Annotated in this window: 23 protein-coding genes; 9 read left to right on the top strand and 14 right to left on the bottom strand. The window is 54.6% G+C overall.

The window, feature by feature from the left end:
* Positions 1-125: 125 nt before the first annotated feature.
* The 8 genes from NQL71_RS34260 to NQL71_RS34225 all read right to left on the bottom strand — a co-directional run bounded on the left by NQL71_RS34260 (position 126) and on the right by NQL71_RS34225 (position 4025).
* Positions 126-656, bottom strand: coding sequence for a hypothetical protein (locus tag NQL71_RS34260; protein WP_274644043.1), 531 nt, complete (start codon positions 654-656; stop codon positions 126-128).
* Between the two features lie 22 nt (positions 657-678).
* Positions 679-1167 (bottom strand): DUF4262 domain-containing protein, encoded by a 489-nt coding sequence (locus tag NQL71_RS34255; RefSeq protein WP_274644042.1) that lies wholly within the window; start codon positions 1165-1167, stop codon positions 679-681.
* Positions 1168-1207: 40 nt separating this feature from the next.
* Complete coding sequence (locus tag NQL71_RS34250) at positions 1208-1477, bottom strand: hypothetical protein (protein WP_274644041.1); 270 nt, start codon at positions 1475-1477, stop codon at positions 1208-1210.
* A gap of 59 nt (positions 1478-1536) precedes the next feature.
* Positions 1537-1869, bottom strand: a complete 333-nt coding sequence (locus NQL71_RS34245) for a hypothetical protein (RefSeq protein WP_274644040.1) — start codon at positions 1867-1869, stop codon at positions 1537-1539.
* The gene (locus NQL71_RS34240; RefSeq protein WP_274644039.1) at positions 1862-2146 is read right to left on the bottom strand and encodes a hypothetical protein; all 285 of its coding nucleotides are present in this window, start codon (positions 2144-2146) and stop codon (positions 1862-1864) included. Before NQL71_RS34240 ends, NQL71_RS34245 begins: the two co-directional genes overlap by 8 nt.
* A gap of 15 nt (positions 2147-2161) precedes the next feature.
* Positions 2162-3106 (bottom strand): DUF808 domain-containing protein, encoded by a 945-nt coding sequence (locus NQL71_RS34235; protein WP_274644038.1) that lies wholly within the window; start codon positions 3104-3106, stop codon positions 2162-2164.
* A gap of 83 nt (positions 3107-3189) precedes the next feature.
* Complete coding sequence (locus NQL71_RS34230) at positions 3190-3771, bottom strand: hypothetical protein (protein WP_274644037.1); 582 nt, start codon at positions 3769-3771, stop codon at positions 3190-3192.
* A 20-nt stretch (positions 3772-3791) separates the two neighbouring features.
* Positions 3792-4025 (bottom strand): hypothetical protein, encoded by a 234-nt coding sequence (locus NQL71_RS34225; RefSeq protein ID WP_274644036.1) that lies wholly within the window; start codon positions 4023-4025, stop codon positions 3792-3794.
* 233 nt (positions 4026-4258) lie between these two features.
* On the opposite strand from NQL71_RS34225, the gene NQL71_RS34220 reads away from it, so the two are divergent.
* From NQL71_RS34220 to NQL71_RS34210, 3 genes are all read left to right on the top strand, one after another.
* Positions 4259-5449: a ShlB/FhaC/HecB family protein gene (locus tag NQL71_RS34220; protein WP_274644035.1), complete on the top strand. Its 1191-nt coding sequence runs from the start codon at positions 4259-4261 to the stop codon at positions 5447-5449.
* Positions 5450-5553: 104 nt separating this feature from the next.
* The gene (locus NQL71_RS34215) at positions 5554-5958 is read left to right on the top strand and encodes a hypothetical protein (protein WP_274644034.1); all 405 of its coding nucleotides are present in this window, start codon (positions 5554-5556) and stop codon (positions 5956-5958) included.
* Between the two features lie 66 nt (positions 5959-6024).
* Entirely contained in the window at positions 6025-6252 is a 228-nt protein-coding gene (locus tag NQL71_RS34210; RefSeq protein ID WP_274644033.1) for a hypothetical protein, read from the top strand.
* 96 nt (positions 6253-6348) lie between these two features.
* Here NQL71_RS34210 and NQL71_RS34205 read toward each other — a convergent pair whose 3' ends face one another.
* From NQL71_RS34205 to NQL71_RS34195, 3 genes are all read right to left on the bottom strand, one after another.
* Entirely contained in the window at positions 6349-7905 is a 1557-nt protein-coding gene (locus NQL71_RS34205; protein ID WP_274644032.1) for a hypothetical protein, read from the bottom strand.
* Between the two features lie 2 nt (positions 7906-7907).
* Positions 7908-9530, bottom strand: coding sequence for a hypothetical protein (locus tag NQL71_RS34200; protein ID WP_274644031.1), 1623 nt, complete (start codon positions 9528-9530; stop codon positions 7908-7910).
* 69 nt (positions 9531-9599) lie between these two features.
* Positions 9600-11231, bottom strand: a complete 1632-nt coding sequence (locus NQL71_RS34195; protein WP_274644030.1) for a hypothetical protein — start codon at positions 11229-11231, stop codon at positions 9600-9602.
* A gap of 140 nt (positions 11232-11371) precedes the next feature.
* Between NQL71_RS34195 and NQL71_RS34190 the strand changes: the two genes are divergently transcribed.
* From NQL71_RS34190 to NQL71_RS34165, 6 genes are all read left to right on the top strand, one after another.
* The gene (locus NQL71_RS34190; protein WP_274644029.1) at positions 11372-11734 is read left to right on the top strand and encodes a hypothetical protein; all 363 of its coding nucleotides are present in this window, start codon (positions 11372-11374) and stop codon (positions 11732-11734) included.
* A 155-nt stretch (positions 11735-11889) separates the two neighbouring features.
* Positions 11890-12207: a hypothetical protein gene (locus tag NQL71_RS34185; protein WP_274644028.1), complete on the top strand. Its 318-nt coding sequence runs from the start codon at positions 11890-11892 to the stop codon at positions 12205-12207.
* Between the two features lie 153 nt (positions 12208-12360).
* A complete protein-coding gene (locus tag NQL71_RS34180) occupies positions 12361-12660 on the top strand; it encodes a hypothetical protein (RefSeq protein WP_274644027.1) in 300 nt (99 codons plus the stop codon).
* 132 nt (positions 12661-12792) lie between these two features.
* Positions 12793-14775 carry a VacB/RNase II family 3'-5' exoribonuclease gene (locus NQL71_RS34175; RefSeq protein ID WP_274644026.1) on the top strand — a complete coding sequence of 661 codons (1983 nt, stop codon included), beginning with the start codon at positions 12793-12795 and terminating at the stop codon, positions 14773-14775.
* A 143-nt stretch (positions 14776-14918) separates the two neighbouring features.
* A complete protein-coding gene (locus NQL71_RS34170) occupies positions 14919-15215 on the top strand; it encodes a hypothetical protein (RefSeq protein WP_274644025.1) in 297 nt (98 codons plus the stop codon).
* Positions 15215-16081, top strand: coding sequence for a hypothetical protein (locus NQL71_RS34165; protein ID WP_274644024.1), 867 nt, complete (start codon positions 15215-15217; stop codon positions 16079-16081). Before NQL71_RS34170 ends, NQL71_RS34165 begins: the two co-directional genes overlap by 1 nt.
* A gap of 41 nt (positions 16082-16122) precedes the next feature.
* Here NQL71_RS34165 and NQL71_RS34160 read toward each other — a convergent pair whose 3' ends face one another.
* From NQL71_RS34160 to NQL71_RS34150, 3 genes are read right to left on the bottom strand one after another with little or no spacing between them, the layout of a single operon-like run.
* On the bottom strand, positions 16123-17598 hold the full coding sequence (locus NQL71_RS34160) for a hypothetical protein (RefSeq protein WP_274644023.1): 1476 nt from the start codon (positions 17596-17598) through the stop codon (positions 16123-16125).
* A 17-nt stretch (positions 17599-17615) separates the two neighbouring features.
* Positions 17616-18794, bottom strand: a complete 1179-nt coding sequence (locus NQL71_RS34155) for a hypothetical protein (protein WP_274644022.1) — start codon at positions 18792-18794, stop codon at positions 17616-17618.
* Entirely contained in the window at positions 18791-19993 is a 1203-nt protein-coding gene (locus tag NQL71_RS34150) for a hypothetical protein (RefSeq protein WP_274644021.1), read from the bottom strand. Before NQL71_RS34150 ends, NQL71_RS34155 begins: the two co-directional genes overlap by 4 nt.
* Positions 19994-20094 lie beyond the last annotated feature (101 nt).

The raw sequence follows: 20094 nt of genomic DNA, 5'->3' as shown, positions 1-20094 counted from the left end.
AAAGCCGAAAAAAGCGCTCTTGTTTTGCTCCCAAACCTCGCTTCAACCGCGTTTGACTTTCGCTTTTGTGTCCGGTCTGGCCTTGAATAATTGTCTTGAATTGTCAGTGCTGGCGCTGGTCAACCCTAAACGAGCCCCGCCTCACGCAATGCGGTCATCTCGTCCAGCGGCACCGGACGTCCAAGAATCGACTCATGGTAGAGATAATTCGAGAGAATCAGGTGATCTGACTTGATGGATACCCGTCCGAACTCACCTAAAAAGCCACATAACAGAGGATCAAGCTCGTTGAGCAGGATCGTCAGGGGCTTTTGCGGGATGTACAGGTACGGTCGCTGGTGCACGGCGGCGTAGAGACTGATCAGTATCGTCCGCCAATAATGCGATTCCTGGCACGCCGGGTCTGGATCGAGTTCATGCCAAAGGCGATCCACCTCTTGATCCGTTGGGTTCTTGAACAAAATATCAAGCCCAGGACATCCTGACTCCGTCCACTTTTGCTTCAGCTTGTGCCAGTTTTTATCTGGCTCCCTTGCCACACAGAGCGACAGGCCCAGGTAGAGCTGCTTGTAGACCTTGTCGAGCTCTGGTGGTGGCGTGTCATCAAACGGGAATCCAAGCGCTGCCCTTACGCTCTCAGGGGTAGCCTCAAGCATTAAAACCTCAGCATCAATGGATTTAAGGGGAAGGTGTGGAGATGTCCGAAACCAGTTCAACCGGAGATTTCAGGTTTGGTTGCCGAGCCCTGTACTCCTCTGCAAAACCAGGTTCCCAGGGGAATTTACCCGTGGCGTCCGGCCAGGCCATTTGCATGTACTGTGGAGTCTTTCCGGTGCCGGCGTAGTAGCGTTCGGTGCCATAGGCATACTGGGCGGCAAGCTTTCTGTTCGCCTGAACCACGTGCATCGACATGCTGAACCACTCATCGGTAACGAACGGGCCGGGCTGGCGAGTCTTGGCAATGACCATTTCGTGGAAAACCTGGTTCATCCGGCGCCAAATAAGCTCCGAATCCAAGCCCAGGCAGATCAACTCCGGCAGGCCATGTTCGGTAAATCCACAGGTAATGGTGCGAACTTGCCCATGTTCACCGCCGCAATCGCGCAAAACTATGAGTCCGCACCGCTTGATGGTTTCTCGAATGTCTTGATTGCTGGCCTGGAACATAAACAAAACCCTTTGTGAATGCCAGGCATACTACCTCAAATTATTCCGAACGCCCATCCGGGTCATCGGCGATCAGTCGATTGCCAATATCGGTAAGAGAGTCTTGCGGCCTCCCCCACACCCAGCGCTCCATCACTCCAGCTGCTGCGATCTGCAAACTCTCCAAAGTGCTCAGGACATTCATGCTCTCGCAGACCACCTGAATAAGGTCGTCCCGGCTAAGGTCTTCAACTTGCACCGCCTGACCATTGACCCACGTCTGATAGCCAGTCGAGTCAATTTTCTTTTCGATACGGTTCGGGATGTCCATTGTGCTCTCGCTAGAAATGAAAAAAGGCCCGACGAATGCGGGCCTTTGATTGGATCAGGTTAACGTGCCGATTTGCGCGACCAGAGTTCAACGCCGCTCAGCGTCAACAGCGAGCAGACTGGGGGCAGCAGGGCCAACCACCAGTACTCCAACGCACCTTTGACCACGTAGTAGAAGTTAGAGACAAAGCCGTCATCTGGGTTGCCGAAGAACAAGTTGAAGGCCATATGGCCTAACGTCCACACCAAGCTAACCATCAAGACGAACACTAAGCCCATCATCCCGGATGTCAGCGGGGAAGCCAGAAAAACGTACTTCTTCTGGCCTTTGCTCATGCCTCGCCAGTGCGCAAGGATGACATCAGATCGTTTTTGCGACGCTGCATTACGCATGTTCAAACTCCTTTTTGATTACTGCGTCGAAAGTCAGTGCCGGCTGGAGCCCCATGCTGATCGCCCACGAACCCAGGTAGACAATCACGGTGCAACCCAAAGGCCCCATCACCATGGCGATGTTCCAATGGCGCAGAAGGAAATCACTGATCACAGGAGCGATCTGCATACCGATATCGGCCTGCCCAAGGGAAGCGGCATAGCCAATGATCACTGACATGCTCATCCCAAAAACGCAGAGCAACACGCCGACCGCAACCGCGATTTCCTTCCCCATACCATCTCTCCAGACTTATGCAGTTTGTTGTTTGTTGAACAAGCCTTTGAGCTTGCTGACCATCGAAACCGCTACCAGCACGACACCACCGGCAATGAAACCAAACAGGCCTTCAATCGCCATCGGCGCCACAAAAGACAGAACACCACCCACTACCGGAAGCTCACCCACGCTTTCTGGCAATACCAGCGCATGACCCAGCACCGGAATGGAATGCAGAAGGATTGAGCCACCCACCAGCAGCATCGCTGCCGTGCCGACCACGGCAAGGGTCTTCATAAGCTTCGGCGCAAAGCGCAACACCCAGCGACCAAAAGACTTTTTCCACTCGGCTTCCTGTTTGATCAGATAGAAGCCCAGGTCATCCAATCGAACGATACCGGCAACGATAGAGTACACACCGACTGTCACACCAACCGCGATCAGGGTCAGTACCAGCATTTGATTCAGCAGCGATGCACCAGCCACGGCGCCAAGCGAGATTACTATGATCTCAAGCGATAAAATCGAGTCCGTTCTGATAGCGCCCTTAATTTTCTGGCGCTCGAAGGCGACCATATCGACAGCAGGATCAGCAACGGCTTTCTTCAGTTGCTCGGCGGCCTCGGCGGCTTCTTTCTTGCCGTGCAGCAACGTGTGGGCAATCTTTTCAAAGCCTTCAAAGCACAGGTAGGCACCGCCCGCCATCAACATGGGGGTGATCACCCATGGGGCGAACGCACTGACCAGCAACGCGCCAGGTACCAGGATAGCTTTGTTGATCATGGAGCCTTTGGCTACCGCCCAGACAACAGGCAGTTCACGGTCAGCTCTGATGCCAGAAACTTGCTCAGCACTCAACGCGAGGTCATCGCCCAGGACGCCAACTGTCTTGGTGGCGGCGGATTTACTCATGAGGGCGACGTCATCCAGCAAGGCAATGATGTCGTCGATGAGAGCGAGCAGGCTAGTGCCGGCCATTGAATAGTGTCCTTCCATTGTGTGGCTCTTGCCACGGGAAGCACAGTTTGATGGCCTTTTGACCCCTTGTCAATACATTGTGATTATTTGCGGGCCCCGCCACCTTTCTTGGCAAACGACACCGACAACAATGAGGCCGGGCGGCTGCCCAGGTTTTCACTGATGGTTTCAGTGCCGTAGAGCAAGGCGTGCTCGCGCTTCTGACTGAAGGCATAGATGTGATTGGGCTTCAGAGCGCACTCCTCGTCCTCCACCCAGAGCAGGTGCAGCGGGCTCACCTCATACGGGATCAGTATCGTGGTGTCGAACTGTTCGTCGTAGAGGTCGCGATGCTCAACAGTGCTGACAAGGGTCATCGCTATGTGCGTCTGCTGGCCCTTCATGAACTGCCCCAGTTGGGCTTCCAGCACGGGACACTTGGCGGGTTTGGGCAACTCGATGACCGGGCCGTCTTCTTGCAGCCAATGCCGCTTGATGAAGTTCTGCCGATACAGCGCCGTGCCTTCTTTGATATTGCATCCGGGCTCCAGGATGTCCTGCTCCCACTCGTTGAGCGGGTGATCGGATTGGATGCGCTTTTCGCGGTACATCTTCAGTTCGGATCGCATGAAGCGGCGGTAAGCCAAGGGCAACCGGATGGGGCCGAGACAACGAATGAGTGCCATGGGGAATCCTGTCGAAAAGGTCAGACAGGATAATGTGGCTTTTCACCAGGTGCCAGCTCTGCGTTCCATCGCTCTAGCGCCCCTTCTGGACTGCTGGCGCTTTCGAAGTGGCCGCATCCACCTGCCGTCTCGTAGCAGTTGGCGTCCCATTCGGTTCGGGAAAAGTTCGTCGGGTACAGAAAATCCGGCTCGTCGAGCGAGACGATGAAGCCGCAATGCTTGCAGGGTTTCAGGGGCGTTTCTTCGAGGCTCAAGCGCACTCTCCATTAGGCTGCTGCGGGGAAAATCAGGGGCGGCATTTTCGCCTGACTGGCACGACGAAGCAATCTCATCTAACTATTCATCAATGTTATTGCAATGCAATAAATTGTTAATGTTACTAACCATTTAAAGTGTTAGATAAATAACATAAATTGACATTGTTAGTTTTATCTTAAGTCCATATTATGGCACTCAGGAATAACGCTGTTTGTTGAGACAATATCCTGTGAAAATTCATATGATGTTTGCCGGCGTAGTGCTGGCGTATCCGGCTTTTGGCATTGCGTCGTCTCAATTCGAGGGCACCCAGGACATCCAGAGTTCCATGAGGATGGCCGATGTAACCCCTCGGTTCCACGTCATCGACAACCTGCTTGGCAGCTTGCAAGGGGAGTACCCATCAGGCCTTCTGCCGAGCGAGAAAGATCTGTTAAACCTCGGCGTCACCTATAGCTCGCAAGGTCAGGATGCAACGGGCCGCGACGTTGTAGGTATCAACGCAGAATTGAACACCGACTCTGGTTTCAGTGCTGAGGGTCACTACCTCCACGGCCTTGAGGGCCTTCGCACGCTTTCCAAGGAAGGACGGTACGACGCTGGCCGGCTGCGACTGGCTCAAGACACCCGCTACGGCAAATTCTTCATCGGTGGCGACATCACCGGCGCCGATGTGGGGGTCAGCAAGAAAGTCTCCCGCTTCCAGGAAGAGCTGGCCGGCGAAACGCACAGGGCCGTTGTGGGTCACCGTTATAGTTACGACGGCATCAGTTCGGTGCAGAACTCTTTTGGATGGACACGTCGCGAGCAAACTTACGACACGCGCAAGTACCATCTTGTTGAAACCCAGGAATATCAGACCTGGAACACCACCTATAACGGCCAGTTCGGTTACAACCAGTTCAACGTCTCGGTCACCAAAGGGCTTTCTGGCGAGCGTTCGTTCAACTACGTGCCGCTGATGGGTGAATTCAACCCGAACTTTTACGCTGTTCAGTTGGGTTACGGGCTGCAGGGGCTGGCGCTGTACGACCAACTCGGCTACGGCGTGTCAGGTTCTTACTTCAAGGGCTCAGAGGACATGCCATCGGCAGAACGCATGACCCTCGGCGGCAGCGGGCGCGGATCATCCCACGAGGCCGGCGTGGTTTCGGGTTACAAGGGTTGGTTTGCCGAGGCGCGTCTGTACGGCATGAGCGTTCCAGGCCTGTCGTGCTTCTCCCTGAAACCGTACCTCTCCGTCAACGGCGCTGAAACCAGCCACCCTACCGGGGGGGAATACGGCTTGGTCGCGGCAGAGTTCGGTGTGATCGGTCGCTGGAGTGACGTCAGCAGCACCCTGAGTTACGCCAAATCGGTCAAGGATGAAAACCTCGACCACGATTCGCGCCTGAACCTGGATCTGAGCTACACCTACTAAGCTTCACAGCTGGTCAGCAGAAGCCCGAGACTCAGAACCTCGGGCTTTTTCGTTGGAAAGTTCTAGGCTGTAGTTAGCAGTCAATCAACGAAATGGAAGCCGCCATGCCCCTGAACGACCTGTTTCGCCTTGATGATGGTGGGCGCTCGACCAGCCGTCGCCCCAAGCAACGCAACGACTGCACGGTGCGGGCCGTGGCCATTGCAGAAGGCATTGAATACGACCTGGCTTATGACGAGCTGAAAGACGCCGGGAGAAAGTGCGCCAGAGCCTTCCGCTTTACGGACTGGGCCAACAAGCAGCCTGAGCGCTTCGAAAAACTCAGCTTCCCCGCCATCAAAGGACAGCCGCGCATGAATGTGGAACGTTTCTGCCGGCAATTCGCGGAAGGTCACTACATCCTCAACACGGCCAAGCATGTCATGGCGGTCAAGGATGGGGTCATTTATGACGCTGACCCGCCAGGGCTGGAGCGCTGCGTCTACAGCGCTTACCGTGTGCGGAATTGAAGCAAGCGCCTTGACTGTATAACGCTAGAGATGTATGCTTGCTTCATCACAGGTAAGGAATGCCCCATGAAAGCCGAAGAAAAATTCAACAGAAAAACAGCTGCACTTCTTGAATGCCAGCAGCCGGTTGTTGACAGCGGTGGCGGCCTGGCGCTGGGTGTACGGGTTCGTGTCTTCGAGCTGCCGGGGCGAGAAGCCAAAACGCTGAGTCTGCACCTGACACCGGATGAGGCACTTCGCCTGGCCGAAGACCTGGTCAGGGAAGCCAGGAACCACATCGCCTCTGGTGCTTAAAACAGCAGAGCGCCTTCGTGGCGCTCAGATTTAAAAGCCTTGTTTTTGCCACCAAACCAACCGCTTTAAAAGCTTTCCCCCCGCCCTGCTTCTGCCCTACAGCCCCAGATCTTGACCGAACTGTTGAGTCAAATCCTCGGGCGATAGCTGCTGCAAATACTTGCGGTCGATTAGGTTGCTGTTCAGCAGGCAACGCAGGTACTGCGGAACGTTCTTGACCAATTGCACGACCTGCTCATCAGGCATGGTATCGAGGTACAGCGTTGCAGTAGATTCCATGGACTGATTTCGATAAACGCCATCAATAAATCGAGGGGCATCCAATGAGTTATTGCCCTTGACGAACAAGCCATAGTCGCACGCCATCAAGACCAGGGATGCCTGCACAATTTCAGAGCTACTCATGGTTTCAGGATCAGGAACTTCAGCCCCTGAAAAGTAGAACCGTGAGTACATTGTCTTCGCTTGATCGGCAAAACCTGACTCGATGAGCTGCCTACCCTTCTCATAATACTCATTAAGGTGCCGAAACCCTTTCATGATAATGAGCTGCCTTGCCAACAGGTTGTATTCCTTTGGGCAATTGATGCTGAGGGTCAGACCAGCCTCTTCCATCTGCGGCGTGGCCATCAACTTGGACACGTGCATTTCACCTCGGCAGTGATCCTTCAACAGATTCTTGATGTAGGGGTCAGCCAACAGCCGGGAGTTGAATTTCTCAAGACGACCCATGAACACCGTGTCTTCCATGAGAAAGCCATTGCACTCATCCAGGCTCAGCCACTTGCGATTTAGGTAGGCATCCAGAAATTCGCTGTTCACCAGTCTGCGCAACGCTTGATCACTTAGCGTTTCCAAGTGATCAAAAACAGTTGCCGGCACATAGGAAAAGGCCGGCCTCAATGCATGGACATAGAATTTCTCCAAACCTGAGTCGAATTTGCTGAAAAGCGTCCCCATATATTGCTGAAGAATCGTCGGTAGGCGTTCGATCTCGGAAGCTGAAATAACATCGAGCATCGCCCCCATGTCGTCAAAATCCAGTTCCGCCAGGATACGCAGATGCCTCATCGCTGAGTATGCGGGGTCATTGGCAACAGCGTTTTCAGCGTGAACGGCAAACCTGCGTAGCGCGGCATTACCCACGGCCTTGTCACGGAGTGTCTCAGGGTCGCAGAACGACTTCGCCAGCGTTAGATTTTTGGTGAACGCGTCGATACGCACCACAGCATCAACGGCGTCGTACCCTCTCAGGTGACGTTCGCTGTAGGCATCCTCCATTGAGTTGATGGAGAAATCCAACCCCAGCGGCCCGGCCAGGCTCTTGAGCAGATCAAAGTGTCCGGTGTCCAAAAACGGGCATGGATGACTGAAGAAGCGGTCACGCAGCTGCAGGGCTACGTCCATGCCTTCGGTAAAGCCAGGCAAGGCCAATAGACCGCGATCCAGGGTGAATGCCAGTAGTACGCCGGAGAGTTCCTCTACTGAGAGGTCAAACAGCGTTCTGAGCGCCGCATGGCGGCTGCCAACCGGAATCTGATCAAAGAGTGCCTCCAGGCCTTCACCGTCTTTCACAAGGCAGTGACGGGCCTCATGGGCCACCACGGCAAGCACCTCGGCGGGGCTCAGCGCTGCGAAATCGATTCTGTTCATGGTCACAGCCCCAAATCCTTACCGAATTCTTGACCCAGCATCGGCAGCGGCAGCTTGGCCATATGCTCTTTCTTCAAGACAGCCTCGTTGATCAGATACCTGAGGAGGTCAGGTCGTTTGCCCACCGCTTCCAGCAGATCATCTTCACTCAGCGAGCGGGTGATCACCTTCAGCGTCCCAGGGACACCCAAACTGCGGCCTGGCAGATGGTTGTGGCAGAAGAAAAGAACCGGGGTTATCGCCTTCATCTTTGACTGATGCCAGTCGTCTTCATGGATGGCGCTTTCACAGGCCAGCCTGGCCGCCATGTGATTCACCTTGAAGTCATCTGTCACCTTGTCAGGCGCTTTCATGTATTTCTTATCGGCCTGCTCATAAAACTCGTCGTACAGCTTCACCAAAGCAGGCTTCACACCTTCTTTCAGAAGCTCCACCCCATGCTCCCGATAGCTGGCCAACAGGGGGTAATCGGCGGCGAATTTAACCAGGGCAGCGAAGCGATCTGTCTGCTGGGCATTGTTATGGACGCTGAGGGTAACGCCCTGTTCTTTCAGCCGGGAGCTCAACATCAGGGTCACCATGCCTTGGCAGCCAGGTGCGGCGATACCTTGGTGATTGGTGATGTATTTGACGACAAACCTATCGCTCAGGATTCTCTCGTTAAAGCTGTCGACCAGGGCCAGGTAAACCGGGTCATCATAGTCATGGCCGTTTTTGGCTAACGGAACCATCCAGTTCGAAGTCAGATACTGATCCATAAAGCGGCCCCTAACCTGTTTGAAGAAGCTTTCATCTGGTAAGGCCATCAGCTCGCTCAACACGGTGGCTGGGCGAACCTTGAGCACCGCTGTAATGAATCTGAGGGATTCTTGCTTGAACGGCAGGTTCACGACTGTTTTTATCGCAGCGTCCAAGTGAGGGTTTAGAGGCTCAAGACCTGGATGAAAACCGCGCCCCAACATGAGGGTCATGGAGCCAACATCATTGATATTGAAGGTAGAGACAGTCTTCAACAACTCAAACTCAGAAGCTTTATCAATCCCCAAACTGCTGATTGTCTCGGCGAATCGGTAAGCCACCTGGTTCCCGACCTCAGGATCATCCACAGTATCCTGAGCGCAGAACAAGCGTAGGTACTCAAGGCTGGTAACGGCACCGGTCAGCATGGCATCGCTTCCCTTATCAATCTTGAACCCTATGCTTTTGTCACCGGCGTCATAGCTGTTGAAGATCGTGTCGACGCTGTCCATGGTGTAGGCCTTGCCATGGTGAGCTGCCGCTTTTCTCAGAATCTTGATGTGCCCAGGAGATGATAATGCCCCTTTCTGGTTATCAAACACGCGGCGGCGGATGCGATCAGCGACTTCCAGGTCTTGGTAAAGATCCGGATAGAGCTCATCGATCCCCTTACCCTGCACGTAGTCAAGGATGTTGGCGCTGAAGAAATGGATCGCACGAGCATAAGCGTGGAGCAACGCCTGACCCTTCAGTGCCTCAGGGAAGGTGGCAAGGAGCATATCCACTTCGATAGGGTCGGCACCTTTGACCTTCATGCGGTACAGCGCTTTATGGAAGGCCTCGAAATGCTCGTAGGCTTTGAGTTCTGGTAGTTCGAAAATGGACATGCTGACCCCTCTTTTCAACAGTTTACGGGGTGCAGATGGCGCATCACAACGTTGGATAAGTGCCTTTAATCAAAGACCCAAATCCTTGCTGAAAAACTCCCCCTGCTCTTTCAGGGGCAGCCGGGCCAGGTGCGTGCGGTCGAGAATCTCGAGCTGGATCAGCCGCCTGAAGTAGCTCTGGTTCTTGCCAATGGCATCGAGGATCTCGTCTTCGCTTAACGACCTGGCAACCTCTATGACGACGCCTTTGGAAAAGGCCGTTCGCTTCTTGAAAGCCGAGTTGTCCCGATTATCCATGCCGTGCAACACGGGGGTATCGCGTTTCTTGTCAGCTTCGTTGCTCACGCTGACCCCCATTTCACAGGCCAGCCGTACCGCCATGTACTTGTACTTGTAGTCGTCTGAGACCTCAGACCCCTGGCGCAAGCCTTTGACTTTCGCCGTCGAAAAGGAATGCAGGTAGAGCCGGGTGAACTCCTTCTCGAAACACTCTTTGAGGTAATCCAGTCCTGCTTGCCGGTACGATGCCAAGCCAGGAAATTTCCCGGCGTGGGCCACCAAAGCGGCAAAGTTTTCTGCTCGCGGGTGGTGTTCAGGTTTGTCGATGGGTAAATAAATCCCCATGCTGACCATCCTGGGAAGCATTATCAGCGTTTCCAGTCCGTTGCACTCAGGCTCTTGAAATGCTGGGTGCCGTTCCAGGCGACTGGCGATCAAAGGGTCAGCAACCAGGCGTTCGCAGATCCGCTCAAGCTGATCAATGAAAGCCTGATCGTTGTAGTCACACAGGGCCGTATTCTCGGGCTTCAGCCAGCCTCCACCCAGGAATTGGTCAAGCAGTGGGCCGCGCATGGTCTTTTGAAAGCGCTGGTCATCCAGATTGGCCAGCCGTTGCACCATCGTTTGAGGGATAAGTTGCAAAGCCCACCCGAGAAACTCGATTCGCTGAAGTGAATAGTGCTCCAGCGCATCTGGTAGGCACCGCGCAAACTGAGCTTGAAAATGCGGCGCGCTTTTATGGAAGTCTGCTTTCAAAATGGCGGTAAGTGCCGAGGTGTCACTGATGGTGAACCCGCAGACAACCTCCGTAAGCGCCTCAAGTGTGGGCATCGTCGGCCCGCTCTTCGCCACGAGTATTCCCTCCTTTCGGATGAACTCGGCGAGGCGGTAGGCAACACGGTCTCCCACCTCCACATCAGCCTTGATATCGGTCGGGATAAGATCCATCAGAAGCTGAAGATTCTTGAGGAAATAGGCCAGGGTTACCTTGGTTCCGGTTTTCATGCCACCGGACTGCAAGTTCTCTGGACTGAACAGCGTATCAATGCAATTGAGAACATAGTCAACACCATGGTGAGCAATGGTGTTGCGAAACAACTCGCGATGGCCCGTGGACTTGTCGGTGGACTCGCGAAACAAGCTATTACGGATGCGATCTGCCAATTCCAAGTCATGGTGCAACGCCGGGTACAGCTGATCAATCCCCTTAGCGAGGGTGAAGGTCAGCAGCGGTTCATTGAGGAAGTTGGCTGACAGCTCGTAGGCATACAAAAGCGCCGGGCCACGGAGTTCTGCCGGGAAGGCTTCATAGGCCATTTCTAATCGGGTCGGATCTGTATCTGCACGGAATTGGATGCAGAGCATGTTGAAGCTACTGAAATGCTCTGAATCTCTGAGTGCTTCGTCGTCGAAAATTGACATGTGTACCCCGGCTATTTTCAACCAGTGTACGTGGCGCAGCTTCTCGCTCACAACGGCGCCGGCCTGCCCTTCCCGACGACATTGATGCTAATCGTTGGGCGAGTTACCCTCTTGGCCTGGTACCTATTGGCGAGAGCGGCATGAGAAAAGTCACGATTGATGACGTGGTCTACGACCTGATGTTCACCAAAAAGGTCGGCGACGACTATTTTTACACCGTCGGCGAGAAGTCGAAACACGTTGTGCCAGCTGACGAGATGCTCGAGGACATACTGAGTGAAATCTCGGCCACCGGCGCCGGTGTCAGCGTTTGCTACGAAACGATCACAGACTCCTATCGCAAAAAAGGCTGGGATTGGCAGAAGCTTGAGGCAGAACACCTCAAAAAACTCCTGGCCTATATGAATGAGATCCGGGAGGACGACGTGGCAGACAATGAGGAAGACAGCGACTACTACCAGCTAGAGCCATTCACACTTGAGGACTTGCCCTTCCGCCAATGAAGGCGGGAAACCAGCCGTCGGTTCCCCGACAGGAGGTGCTGTCTCCGGGCCGCCTCCTGCCCAACCTCCGGGTTTGACACAAACGGTCGCAGAAGCCCCTTGAGGCCCACCAACATAGTGCGTAAATTGGAGGGCAAATCAAGAGAGGATCAGAAATGTCTGTTCAAGCCTCCGCCGTACGCCTTTTGACCTTGGTCGAGTCCCTGGAACCCATGGTCAGTCAGAATGCCTTGCGCACTCCCACCCAGACCCTCTACCTCGCCGCCTCGTCCATCGTTGAATGGTCGCACACGGCTGAACTGCAATCGCTGGATGTTTACGGCGCCCGCATGTTTCAACAACTGATGACAGTATCCAGCAACGGTCTGACCGGCAGCGACAAAGACGCCAAGGCCGCGCTGCGTGCTTTGCAGACCCACGCCATCGTCTTCAAGGCTGCTTTGAAAAAGCACAGGCAACAGCGAAAGGCTTAGGATCAAGAGCTTCGGGGGAAAGGCTTTTAAAGCTTTTGCTCTTTTTTGACCCCAAACCTCGCTGTTCCGCGTTTGACTTTAGATATGTATTGCCAAAAAGAACGAGACCAGCCCGAGCTGGCCCTACATTGACTACCTTCGAGCTAACCGCCCGTGCAAGTCATCGCCGGCAACACCCACCTGCTGTCATTACTCGACGAGGTGTCCAACGCCCTGCTTACCACCGACCAAGGGGACAGCCATCGTGTGGTAGCGATCAACCGCTTGCTGCACCGTTGGCATTTACTGCACAGCGTGACGGAGCTGGCCAGGCACCAGACCTGCTTGTTGGAGAGCCTGGCGCTGGCGGCCTGCCGGGGATTGTCTGGCGAGGCTGCTGACCTTACTCGCTCCCTCCTCAGTTTGCAGATCAACGTGTCGTATTACCGAAACCGAGTGACCGCTTGGAAATAAAGCCAATCGCCTGATCCAAAAGGGATTTTTGCCATCAATTGTCAAGCCTTCCAATTGATTTTTTTAACAATTGACGCAATCATGGGGCATATGAATTTTTGCTGACCTTATGGGTTGGCCCAAAGGCCTCACATGCTCAAGAACAACCAAGTGCTGATGCAGCTGAAAGCCGGTTTTACCGCGACCGTCAGCTCCACCTCCAGCGTTAGTCAAAGTGCCCCAACACTGGTCACAGGCATCGTGCGCGGCACCCGCAAGGACTATGGTTTCCTCAAATGTGCCGACGGCACCGACCACTTCCTGCCACCGCCACAGATGAGCCGTTGCTTTCATGGCGATGTCGTGGAAGCCGAGATCATTGATAATCACAGCGGTGACGGCAAGACCGAGGCCTGCATTCTGCGCATCGTTGAGTCCTCGATCTCTGGCTTCGTCGGCGTCGTGCGCAACAAGGGCCACAACCCCTACATCCAGCCGGAGAATCCGAACCTCAAACGGGACTTCCTGATCCCGCGCATCAAGCGTGGTAGAGAGCGTGAAGGCGACTTCGTGTGGGCCCGCGTGATCAAGCACCCGTTTGAGGATGGTGGCTGCCACGCTGAAGTGGAAGCCGTCATTTGCAGTGATCGTGATCGCCAGGCGCCTTGGAAAGTGGCCAGTGCCCGCAACGGCCTCAAGCACGAAGCACCGCCCTTCGATCACGACGAGATCCAGGCCCTTAATCTGACGGACGACGTTACGGGTGACGAGAGCTTTGACTGGCGCCATGAATGCCTGGTGACCATCGACGGCGAGAACAGTCGCGACCTCGACGACGCCGTCATGGCCAAGCGCTCCGGTACCGACATTCTGCTGACGGTGGCCATTGCCGACCCTGCCCGCTTTCTGATTGAAGACGGCATCATGGATCGGGAAGCACGCTTGCGCTGCTTTACCACCTACTACCCAGGCATGAGCCTGCCGATGCTGTCGAAGGTGATTTCCGAACAGGGCGCCTCGCTCGTCGCCGGCGAAGACCGTTCAAGCGTCTGCTGCAACATGATCATCAATGAAGCGGGCGAGATCACCGACTCGTACTTCTTCCTGGCCACCATCAACTCCAAGGCCAAGCTGTCCTATGAAGCCGTACAGGCGTTCCTGGACGGCGACCGAAGCGCTTGCCCTAATCATGTGGCTGATGTGCTGGAATGCCTCAATGAGGTCGGCCTACGCCGCAGGAACTGGCGTAACAGCCACGCCCTGGCCTCCAGCCGTTACAAGGACTACACCTTCGTGGTAGAAGACTTTGCGCTGAAGTCCGTGCGCCCGTCCGTCCAGCTCCAATCCAACCGCTTGGTTGAAGAGTGCATGATCGCGGCCAACTTCAGTTTCGCTCAGTACATGAAGCTCCACGGCATGCCGTGCGTTTACCGCCGCCACGACGGCTTCAAGCCAGAACGGCTGGAAGAGCTGGTGCTATTGCTGGCTGAGCATGGGGTTACCACGACCGCCGAGAACCTGGTGGTCTTCGAGGGTTACCGCGAAGTCATGAGGACGGTGCTGGCGCTGGAAAACCCGGCGCTGGAGCAGCTGCTGATCGGCTTCTACGCCAAAAGCCGGCACTCCACCGAGTTCGGGCCGCACTACTCCCTCGGTCTTGATGGGTATGCGACCTTCACCTCGCCGATCCGCAAGTACAGTGACCTGATGAACCACCGGTCGCTGAAAGCCCTGTTGCGCAATCAAGCCACCACCGTCCAGACGTTCACGCCTGAGATGATGGAATTACTGGATGAAAAGTTCTCGGCCACCGACCGGGCTGCACGTGATGTGCAGAATGACCTCTACATCCAGCTGTACCAGGGCAAGATCGGCGAGCAATTCGACGCGGTGGTGACCGGGGTGATGCCGGCTGGCGTGAAAGCTGAGATCATTGAAACCGGCGCCCCGGTATTTCTCTCGACCCGCACGCTGGGACGCAAGTATGACGTCTTTGAGGTCAGTCAGGATGGCATGAGCCTGCTCAAGAAGGGCCAGCCCATTGCCAAGATCGGTCAGGAGCTCAAGATCATCATCAACCTGATCGACATTCCTGGCCGCTCCATCAACGCCACCCTGCCGGCTGCCGAAGCTTAAGCCATCGCCAAAGCCCCCTGACGCTGTTCAGGGGGCTCTTCCCTCCGTTCTGACCCTCGCCCAGTCCCTGTCAATAAATGCCCATTGTTCCAACTCTGGCTCCCTCAATATGATGGAAGTATCTCAGTTAGGAAGAGTGGTTTATGAAAGCCGAACTCACACCCCGCTTGGTTGCTCTGATGGACTCATCTGCCCAGTGCGCCAAGGTTGCTTTGCGCGCTTTGGCCAGGGGCGCCATCGATATCGATGACTTCAAGACCATTGTTGCGCGCTTGAGCGTGATCGAGAGCCGCTCAATTCTGCTCATCGCCTGCCTGAATGTGGAGGAAGTTAAAGCTGACTTCACCGAAATCAGCCTGCCCGATGAAATCGAGTTCATGGGTGCTGCCGAGGTTTTTCTAACTGAAATTCAAGCGATGATGGATGAGGCGTCTGAATAATGAGTACAACCCTGTTTAAGAAATCGCTCCAGGCCGCCACTGACGTCTTTGACGGGGTGGCCGCAAGAACATTTGATTCCTACGACAAGGCCAGTCAGTTTGTGTCGGACTACAACGAATTGACCAGAGCCCAGGACTACACCGGAGCTAAACGGATCTTCGACAAGCTCTCCGACATCTTCGGTAAGTACAAATTCGTCGGCGACATCCCGTTCATCAAAGACCCGGCAGCGGCTGCCGATTGGTTTTCCGAAACTGTCGGCAGCATCGCCGTGGTGCAGCAATTCAAGAACGCCATGAAGCACTATAAGCTCTTCTCGCTGGGCACCATTGCCGGCGCGAGCGCCTTGAACACGCTTGCCCCGAATTTGTTCTCAGACATCGCTCTCCTGCTCAATAATGCCGGCATTCCTTATTATGTCACGGCGCTTACAGGCGTATCGCTACTCGTGTTGGCACCCGGAATGATCACCGGCAGCAAGACCCTGAAGATGAAATCGTATGCCGATTTTGATCCCGCAACGTGCGAACCGGACTTCTCAGCTAAAGAAGTCAGCGCCATCAGCGAGGGTCTGAAAAACGGACGGTCTGAGTCGAAAATGGTGAGTCAGCTGTCTGGTGAGCAGAAGGACACGATCATAGGCCTCGCCAAAAGATTGCGAGAGGACTTCTTTGTGCCTGAACATCTGGCCACGACAGCGGTATTGACCATGCTGGTTGAAAAAGAAGGCAAATCCGAGGCCGTTAAGGCCATGTTCAACTGCCGCATCATGAGCCGCGACCTGATCACCCGCTTTGAAATTGATCCGCTGAGTACCGTGGGTGGAAAACCCGTACCGGATGATGAGTTCGGCCTCAGGTTCTGACTCGACGAAAAGCCGCCCCGCCCCACGGTGGCGGCTTACCTTCAAAGGCCGAGGTCTTGGCCGAACAGCTCCCCTCTCACCACCAAGCTTTTGACCATCTGCAGGTACTGGGTGTCATTCGTCACCTTGTACAAGAATGACAGCACCTTGTCCTCTGGGTCGTGCTCTTCGGCCCAGGCCCTGATCTTGTGTTTCGGCTGGCAGAACAACACTGCCAGCAGGTTTGGGGATGTTGAGCACTGCTCAGGGGTGTAAAGCTTGGCAATCCATTCGAGCAGACCATCCTCGGGGGTCTCCATGATCGCCGCGTAGCTCTCGGTACCTGGCTCACACAGGCACGCAGTAGCCATCTGCTTCACTGGGCAGGCAGTGTCTTCCAACGCCATGAACACGACCAGGATATTGCGGGTCACATCGACAAGCTCTAGTCCAGATTCACGTGTTAGTTTCTTGGCCGACGCTTGCCCACTAGTGATGAATTGTTTGGAACACGACGCCAGCGCACGGAGCGCACTTTGGTAAGCCGGGCTGTTCACCACATCCCTCTGTAGCGCAGCGTTCTTAACCCACTCAGCTGATTGTTGAAAGCAGTCCTGCACCGCTGATTGCCAGGCTTGAGCATTGCCGTGCGCATATTCATACAGATCCAGCACCTGTCCCTTTTCGAACGGGTGTTCAGACTTCAGCAGACTTTCAAAGCGCTTGTGAATCTCCTGGCGCTCCGGAAAAGGACTTAAGCCTATGGCGCTGCGATAGGCCCTGGCGTCCTGGAGTCCCATTGCCTCTACATGCTGATTCGCAGCGAGAACTGGTGGGCTGGCGCGCAAATACTCCGCAAACACCGCATCATCTTCCTGGCCAAGTACCACGGCCTGGATCACAGGAGTCTGATAGTTCTTAAAGGCACCGAGGATCAATTCTTGCAGATGTTTCCCCATGAGCTTAGTGAAAAAACCAAGCGACCTGACTTTCCCGCTGGGGCTGGTCAGTGAAACCACCTGCTCAGATTCTGATTTTGTACTGTGGAGTCTGTAGAAGGCAGTCCCAAACGCTTGCTCTGAATTGATCGCCTGCATCATCACATCGCCCCTCAGAAAAGCCTGCTTCAGGCCTTCCAGGAGCTCATCCAGGCGCTCGTGCTCTTGACTGATGGCGAAACCAACGTGGCGACCAAAAGCCTTTGTGTGGAGCTGTAATGGCGTGCAGCCCCAGTACAGAACTGATCGTGGCACCGGGTAAGGCTCACTAAGCGCCACGGCGAGGCTAATGCTGTGATCGATATACGCATCAAGGCTCGGGAAACTCAGCGCGTGTAACACCACCTTCCGGGACAGATCTATTTGCGTGAGTGCCAGTGGGCCATAAGCCAAATCATCCACGGGCAGTGGCATGTGCTGCTCAGGATGGAACGCAAGTCCGTTGAGCGAATCGTCCACGGAAATGATGTAATTGTCTTTGCTGACCGGGTAGCCGTCCATCCCCTCGTGGCCATGTGGAATCCTGCTGGCGTTGGTCATGCACTACCTCAGTCAATTCAAATGCCCAGATCTTTGGAAAACGCCTTGCCTCGCTCTTTTACGCTCATCGCGTGCACATAGCGCGGTTCCCCGGTCGCCTCATGCAGGGATCGCAACAGCTTCTCTTTTTGCGGGTGCGCGAGCACTGCCTCGAGCGGTGCCGTCGACAATAACGGCAAATAGCCTGGTCTGGAAAGCTTGCTGGCGCAAACCGCAACCATGGCCGGGTAATCGCGTGGGCCGTCACGCCGATCAAGGTAGCCAAGCCGGCCATAGTGCCCCGCCAGGAATCCCTCGTAGCAATCAATGCCAGCCTTGATCATCCGCATGATCAGCAGATTCGCGTTTGCGAATTCGGCGTTACCCAGCTTCATCACCTGCTCGATGAACTCGACCGGAGCTCGCGCAATCAACCCAGCGTCGAAAAACTGCTCCAATACCCCCAGTTTCTGAGCCATCGTGTAGTTGATACGTCGAACAGACAAACCCGAGTAATCAAGATATGAATCATAATTCAGGAAATTCGCCATCAGAGTCTGCCAATAACCATCGAGTGACGTGGTGGCTGTCGGCGGTAGTGCATGGTTCTCAGCCTTGTAGTGCTCAGCTACCCGCTCAACCCTCACCCCCTCTTCACTCAATCGTGAAATCCAGGTGCTGAGCCATTCTGGCGTCAGGTGGGTTTCCGTCCCCTTTAACGAGCACAACCACTGGGTTGCTTCAAGGTCATCATGGTGCAGGGCAGATTTGCAGAACTCGCGGGCGTACAGTGGCTTCTTGACCAGCTCACCAACAACTTGAGGTGATCGAAAACCGCCGTCACCGCCGCGACACAGCTGAGCTTTCATGTACACGTGCTTAGGAGTGAGCATCGACGTGATTTTCAATGCAGCTTTATGCTTGATCAGGTAATCGAACGCCAGATCTGTCCCGTGCGGGTCAGCCAGGCCAAAAATCACAGCCCCCTGAAGGCAGCCCAGATGCCCATGCCAGGACTTGGCGCCATTCTTCAGGTGCTCCTCTTTCAGCACGTCCAGCAACCACAGAACATCCTTCGCGCCATAACCCGCAGCGTCGAGCACCAGCATGGCCTTGAAACAGAGTTCAGCCTTGGCAACCCAGGTGTAACGGTTATCGTCGTAAGCGCTGCCTAAGGCCCCGCTGAGAATCGCTTTAGCCCTGTTGAAGTCGGTCATAGCCCAATATCTCCTGAAAATGCCTTGGCCCGCCCAATGAGGCTCATGTGTCGAACACACTCCGTATCCTCAGACAGCTTGTAAACCAGATCCAGGAGCAGATCCTTTTCCTTGTGGCCGGCGATGATCTCGGGCGCCAGCGTGGCCAGAATGCCGAGGTAGCCACGCCTGTGCTTGTTGGAATAGCAGATGTTCACGATCTCAGGTTCCGTCAGGCAGAAGTCGGGATGCTCAAGCATGTAGAAGCGCCCATGGTTTGCCATCAAAAAACCCCTTGCCGTAGGCAGCCCTGCCCTGTGCATCCCATAGATAAAAGCGTTGACCGGGTCTTTCTCGAAATTGGAGGTCGTCATCAGCAGGTGCACGAACTCATCCGGGGCTTTGCGCAGCATCTGCACGTTGAAAATCGAGTCCAGAGTTTGCTGGGGCTGTCGATTTTTACCCTGTAACAAAGGACTGTCGACCACCAACTTGGCATAGTCCTCAAGGCTCATTCTGGTAATGGCGTTGATCAGCGTTAGGTCTTCGGTGCGATGCCCATCACTGATCAGTCGGTTGTTCACCACCTTGACGTGATCGGCGAGGAAGGCTTGCGGTAGGTGCTTGGCCATTTGGGGTATGGAAAGCAGATGCTGCACAGCCTGCAGGTCATCAGCAGCCATAGCAGAATCGCAGAACATCCTCGCAATGGTCTGGTTGCGAGGGAATAGCAAAAATGCCTCTGGCTCTCTCAGCACACCGACGCTGTACCTGCAGAGATTGAGTTTACGCTGATTTCTCAGGCTGTCCTTGTGACCAAACCCGTACAACATTCCCTTGAAATTGACGGATGAGTTTTTGCCGCGCATTAGCAGGTCGAACACGACGTCGACGAAATACGGGTTGATCAGCATTTGATTGAGTATGACCGATACGCCCCAACCCCAATCTGGCTCTTTATTTATGTCGGTGAAGATCATGGGGCTTAATGGTTTGGCTTTCTCTTTGAAGCTTTCAATCAACCCCAAAGGTAGCCCCAGGGCATAGGCGCGTTGAAAAAAGAACGTTACGTCGTCAAAACTTGAGTTTAAATTGGCCAACATCGTCAGCAGTGGAAATGCCTTCTTACGCTCGCGGCGATAGTAGATCTCGAAGATCAGATCTTGGATATGAAGCCCCGTGGTTTCTTCAACCAATGCGCAGAAATCGGCATTTTCCACACTGATGACCTCTAAAGTGCTACCTGACTGGCCGCAGTTTAGAGGAAATGAGCTCTGACAAATAGGTCAAGTACAGGTTGGCCGGCAGCGAATGGCTTGCC

It is taken from the genome of Pseudomonas serbica (assembly GCF_028823535.1).
GTDB classification, from domain to species: domain Bacteria; phylum Pseudomonadota; class Gammaproteobacteria; order Pseudomonadales; family Pseudomonadaceae; genus Aquipseudomonas; species Aquipseudomonas serbica.
This window is presented reverse-complemented; position numbering and strand designations above follow the sequence as displayed.

Coding starts and splice junctions, on each gene's coding strand:
- NQL71_RS34185 (WP_274644028.1), top strand. CDS start 11,890: ATGTCTGTTCAAGCCTCCGCCGTACGCCTTTTGACCTTGGTCGAGTCC.
- NQL71_RS34255 (WP_274644042.1), bottom strand. CDS start 1,167: ATGTTCCAGGCCAGCAATCAAGACATTCGAGAAACCATCAAGCGGTGC.
- NQL71_RS34190 (WP_274644029.1), top strand. CDS start 11,372: ATGAGAAAAGTCACGATTGATGACGTGGTCTACGACCTGATGTTCACC.
- NQL71_RS34175 (WP_274644026.1), top strand. CDS start 12,793: ATGCTCAAGAACAACCAAGTGCTGATGCAGCTGAAAGCCGGTTTTACC.
- NQL71_RS34210 (WP_274644033.1), top strand. CDS start 6,025: ATGAAAGCCGAAGAAAAATTCAACAGAAAAACAGCTGCACTTCTTGAA.
- NQL71_RS34235 (WP_274644038.1), bottom strand. CDS start 3,106: ATGGCCGGCACTAGCCTGCTCGCTCTCATCGACGACATCATTGCCTTG.
- NQL71_RS34160 (WP_274644023.1), bottom strand. CDS start 17,598: ATGACCAACGCCAGCAGGATTCCACATGGCCACGAGGGGATGGACGGC.
- NQL71_RS34230 (WP_274644037.1), bottom strand. CDS start 3,771: ATGGCACTCATTCGTTGTCTCGGCCCCATCCGGTTGCCCTTGGCTTAC.
- NQL71_RS34155 (WP_274644022.1), bottom strand. CDS start 18,794: ATGACCGACTTCAACAGGGCTAAAGCGATTCTCAGCGGGGCCTTAGGC.
- NQL71_RS34240 (WP_274644039.1), bottom strand. CDS start 2,146: ATGGGGAAGGAAATCGCGGTTGCGGTCGGCGTGTTGCTCTGCGTTTTT.
- NQL71_RS34165 (WP_274644024.1), top strand. CDS start 15,215: ATGAGTACAACCCTGTTTAAGAAATCGCTCCAGGCCGCCACTGACGTC.
- NQL71_RS34215 (WP_274644034.1), top strand. CDS start 5,554: ATGCCCCTGAACGACCTGTTTCGCCTTGATGATGGTGGGCGCTCGACC.
- NQL71_RS34170 (WP_274644025.1), top strand. CDS start 14,919: ATGAAAGCCGAACTCACACCCCGCTTGGTTGCTCTGATGGACTCATCT.
- NQL71_RS34195 (WP_274644030.1), bottom strand. CDS start 11,231: ATGTCAATTTTCGACGACGAAGCACTCAGAGATTCAGAGCATTTCAGT.
- NQL71_RS34250 (WP_274644041.1), bottom strand. CDS start 1,477: ATGGACATCCCGAACCGTATCGAAAAGAAAATTGACTCGACTGGCTAT.
- NQL71_RS34245 (WP_274644040.1), bottom strand. CDS start 1,869: ATGCGTAATGCAGCGTCGCAAAAACGATCTGATGTCATCCTTGCGCAC.
- NQL71_RS34260 (WP_274644043.1), bottom strand. CDS start 656: ATGCTTGAGGCTACCCCTGAGAGCGTAAGGGCAGCGCTTGGATTCCCG.
- NQL71_RS34205 (WP_274644032.1), bottom strand. CDS start 7,905: ATGAACAGAATCGATTTCGCAGCGCTGAGCCCCGCCGAGGTGCTTGCC.
- NQL71_RS34200 (WP_274644031.1), bottom strand. CDS start 9,530: ATGTCCATTTTCGAACTACCAGAACTCAAAGCCTACGAGCATTTCGAG.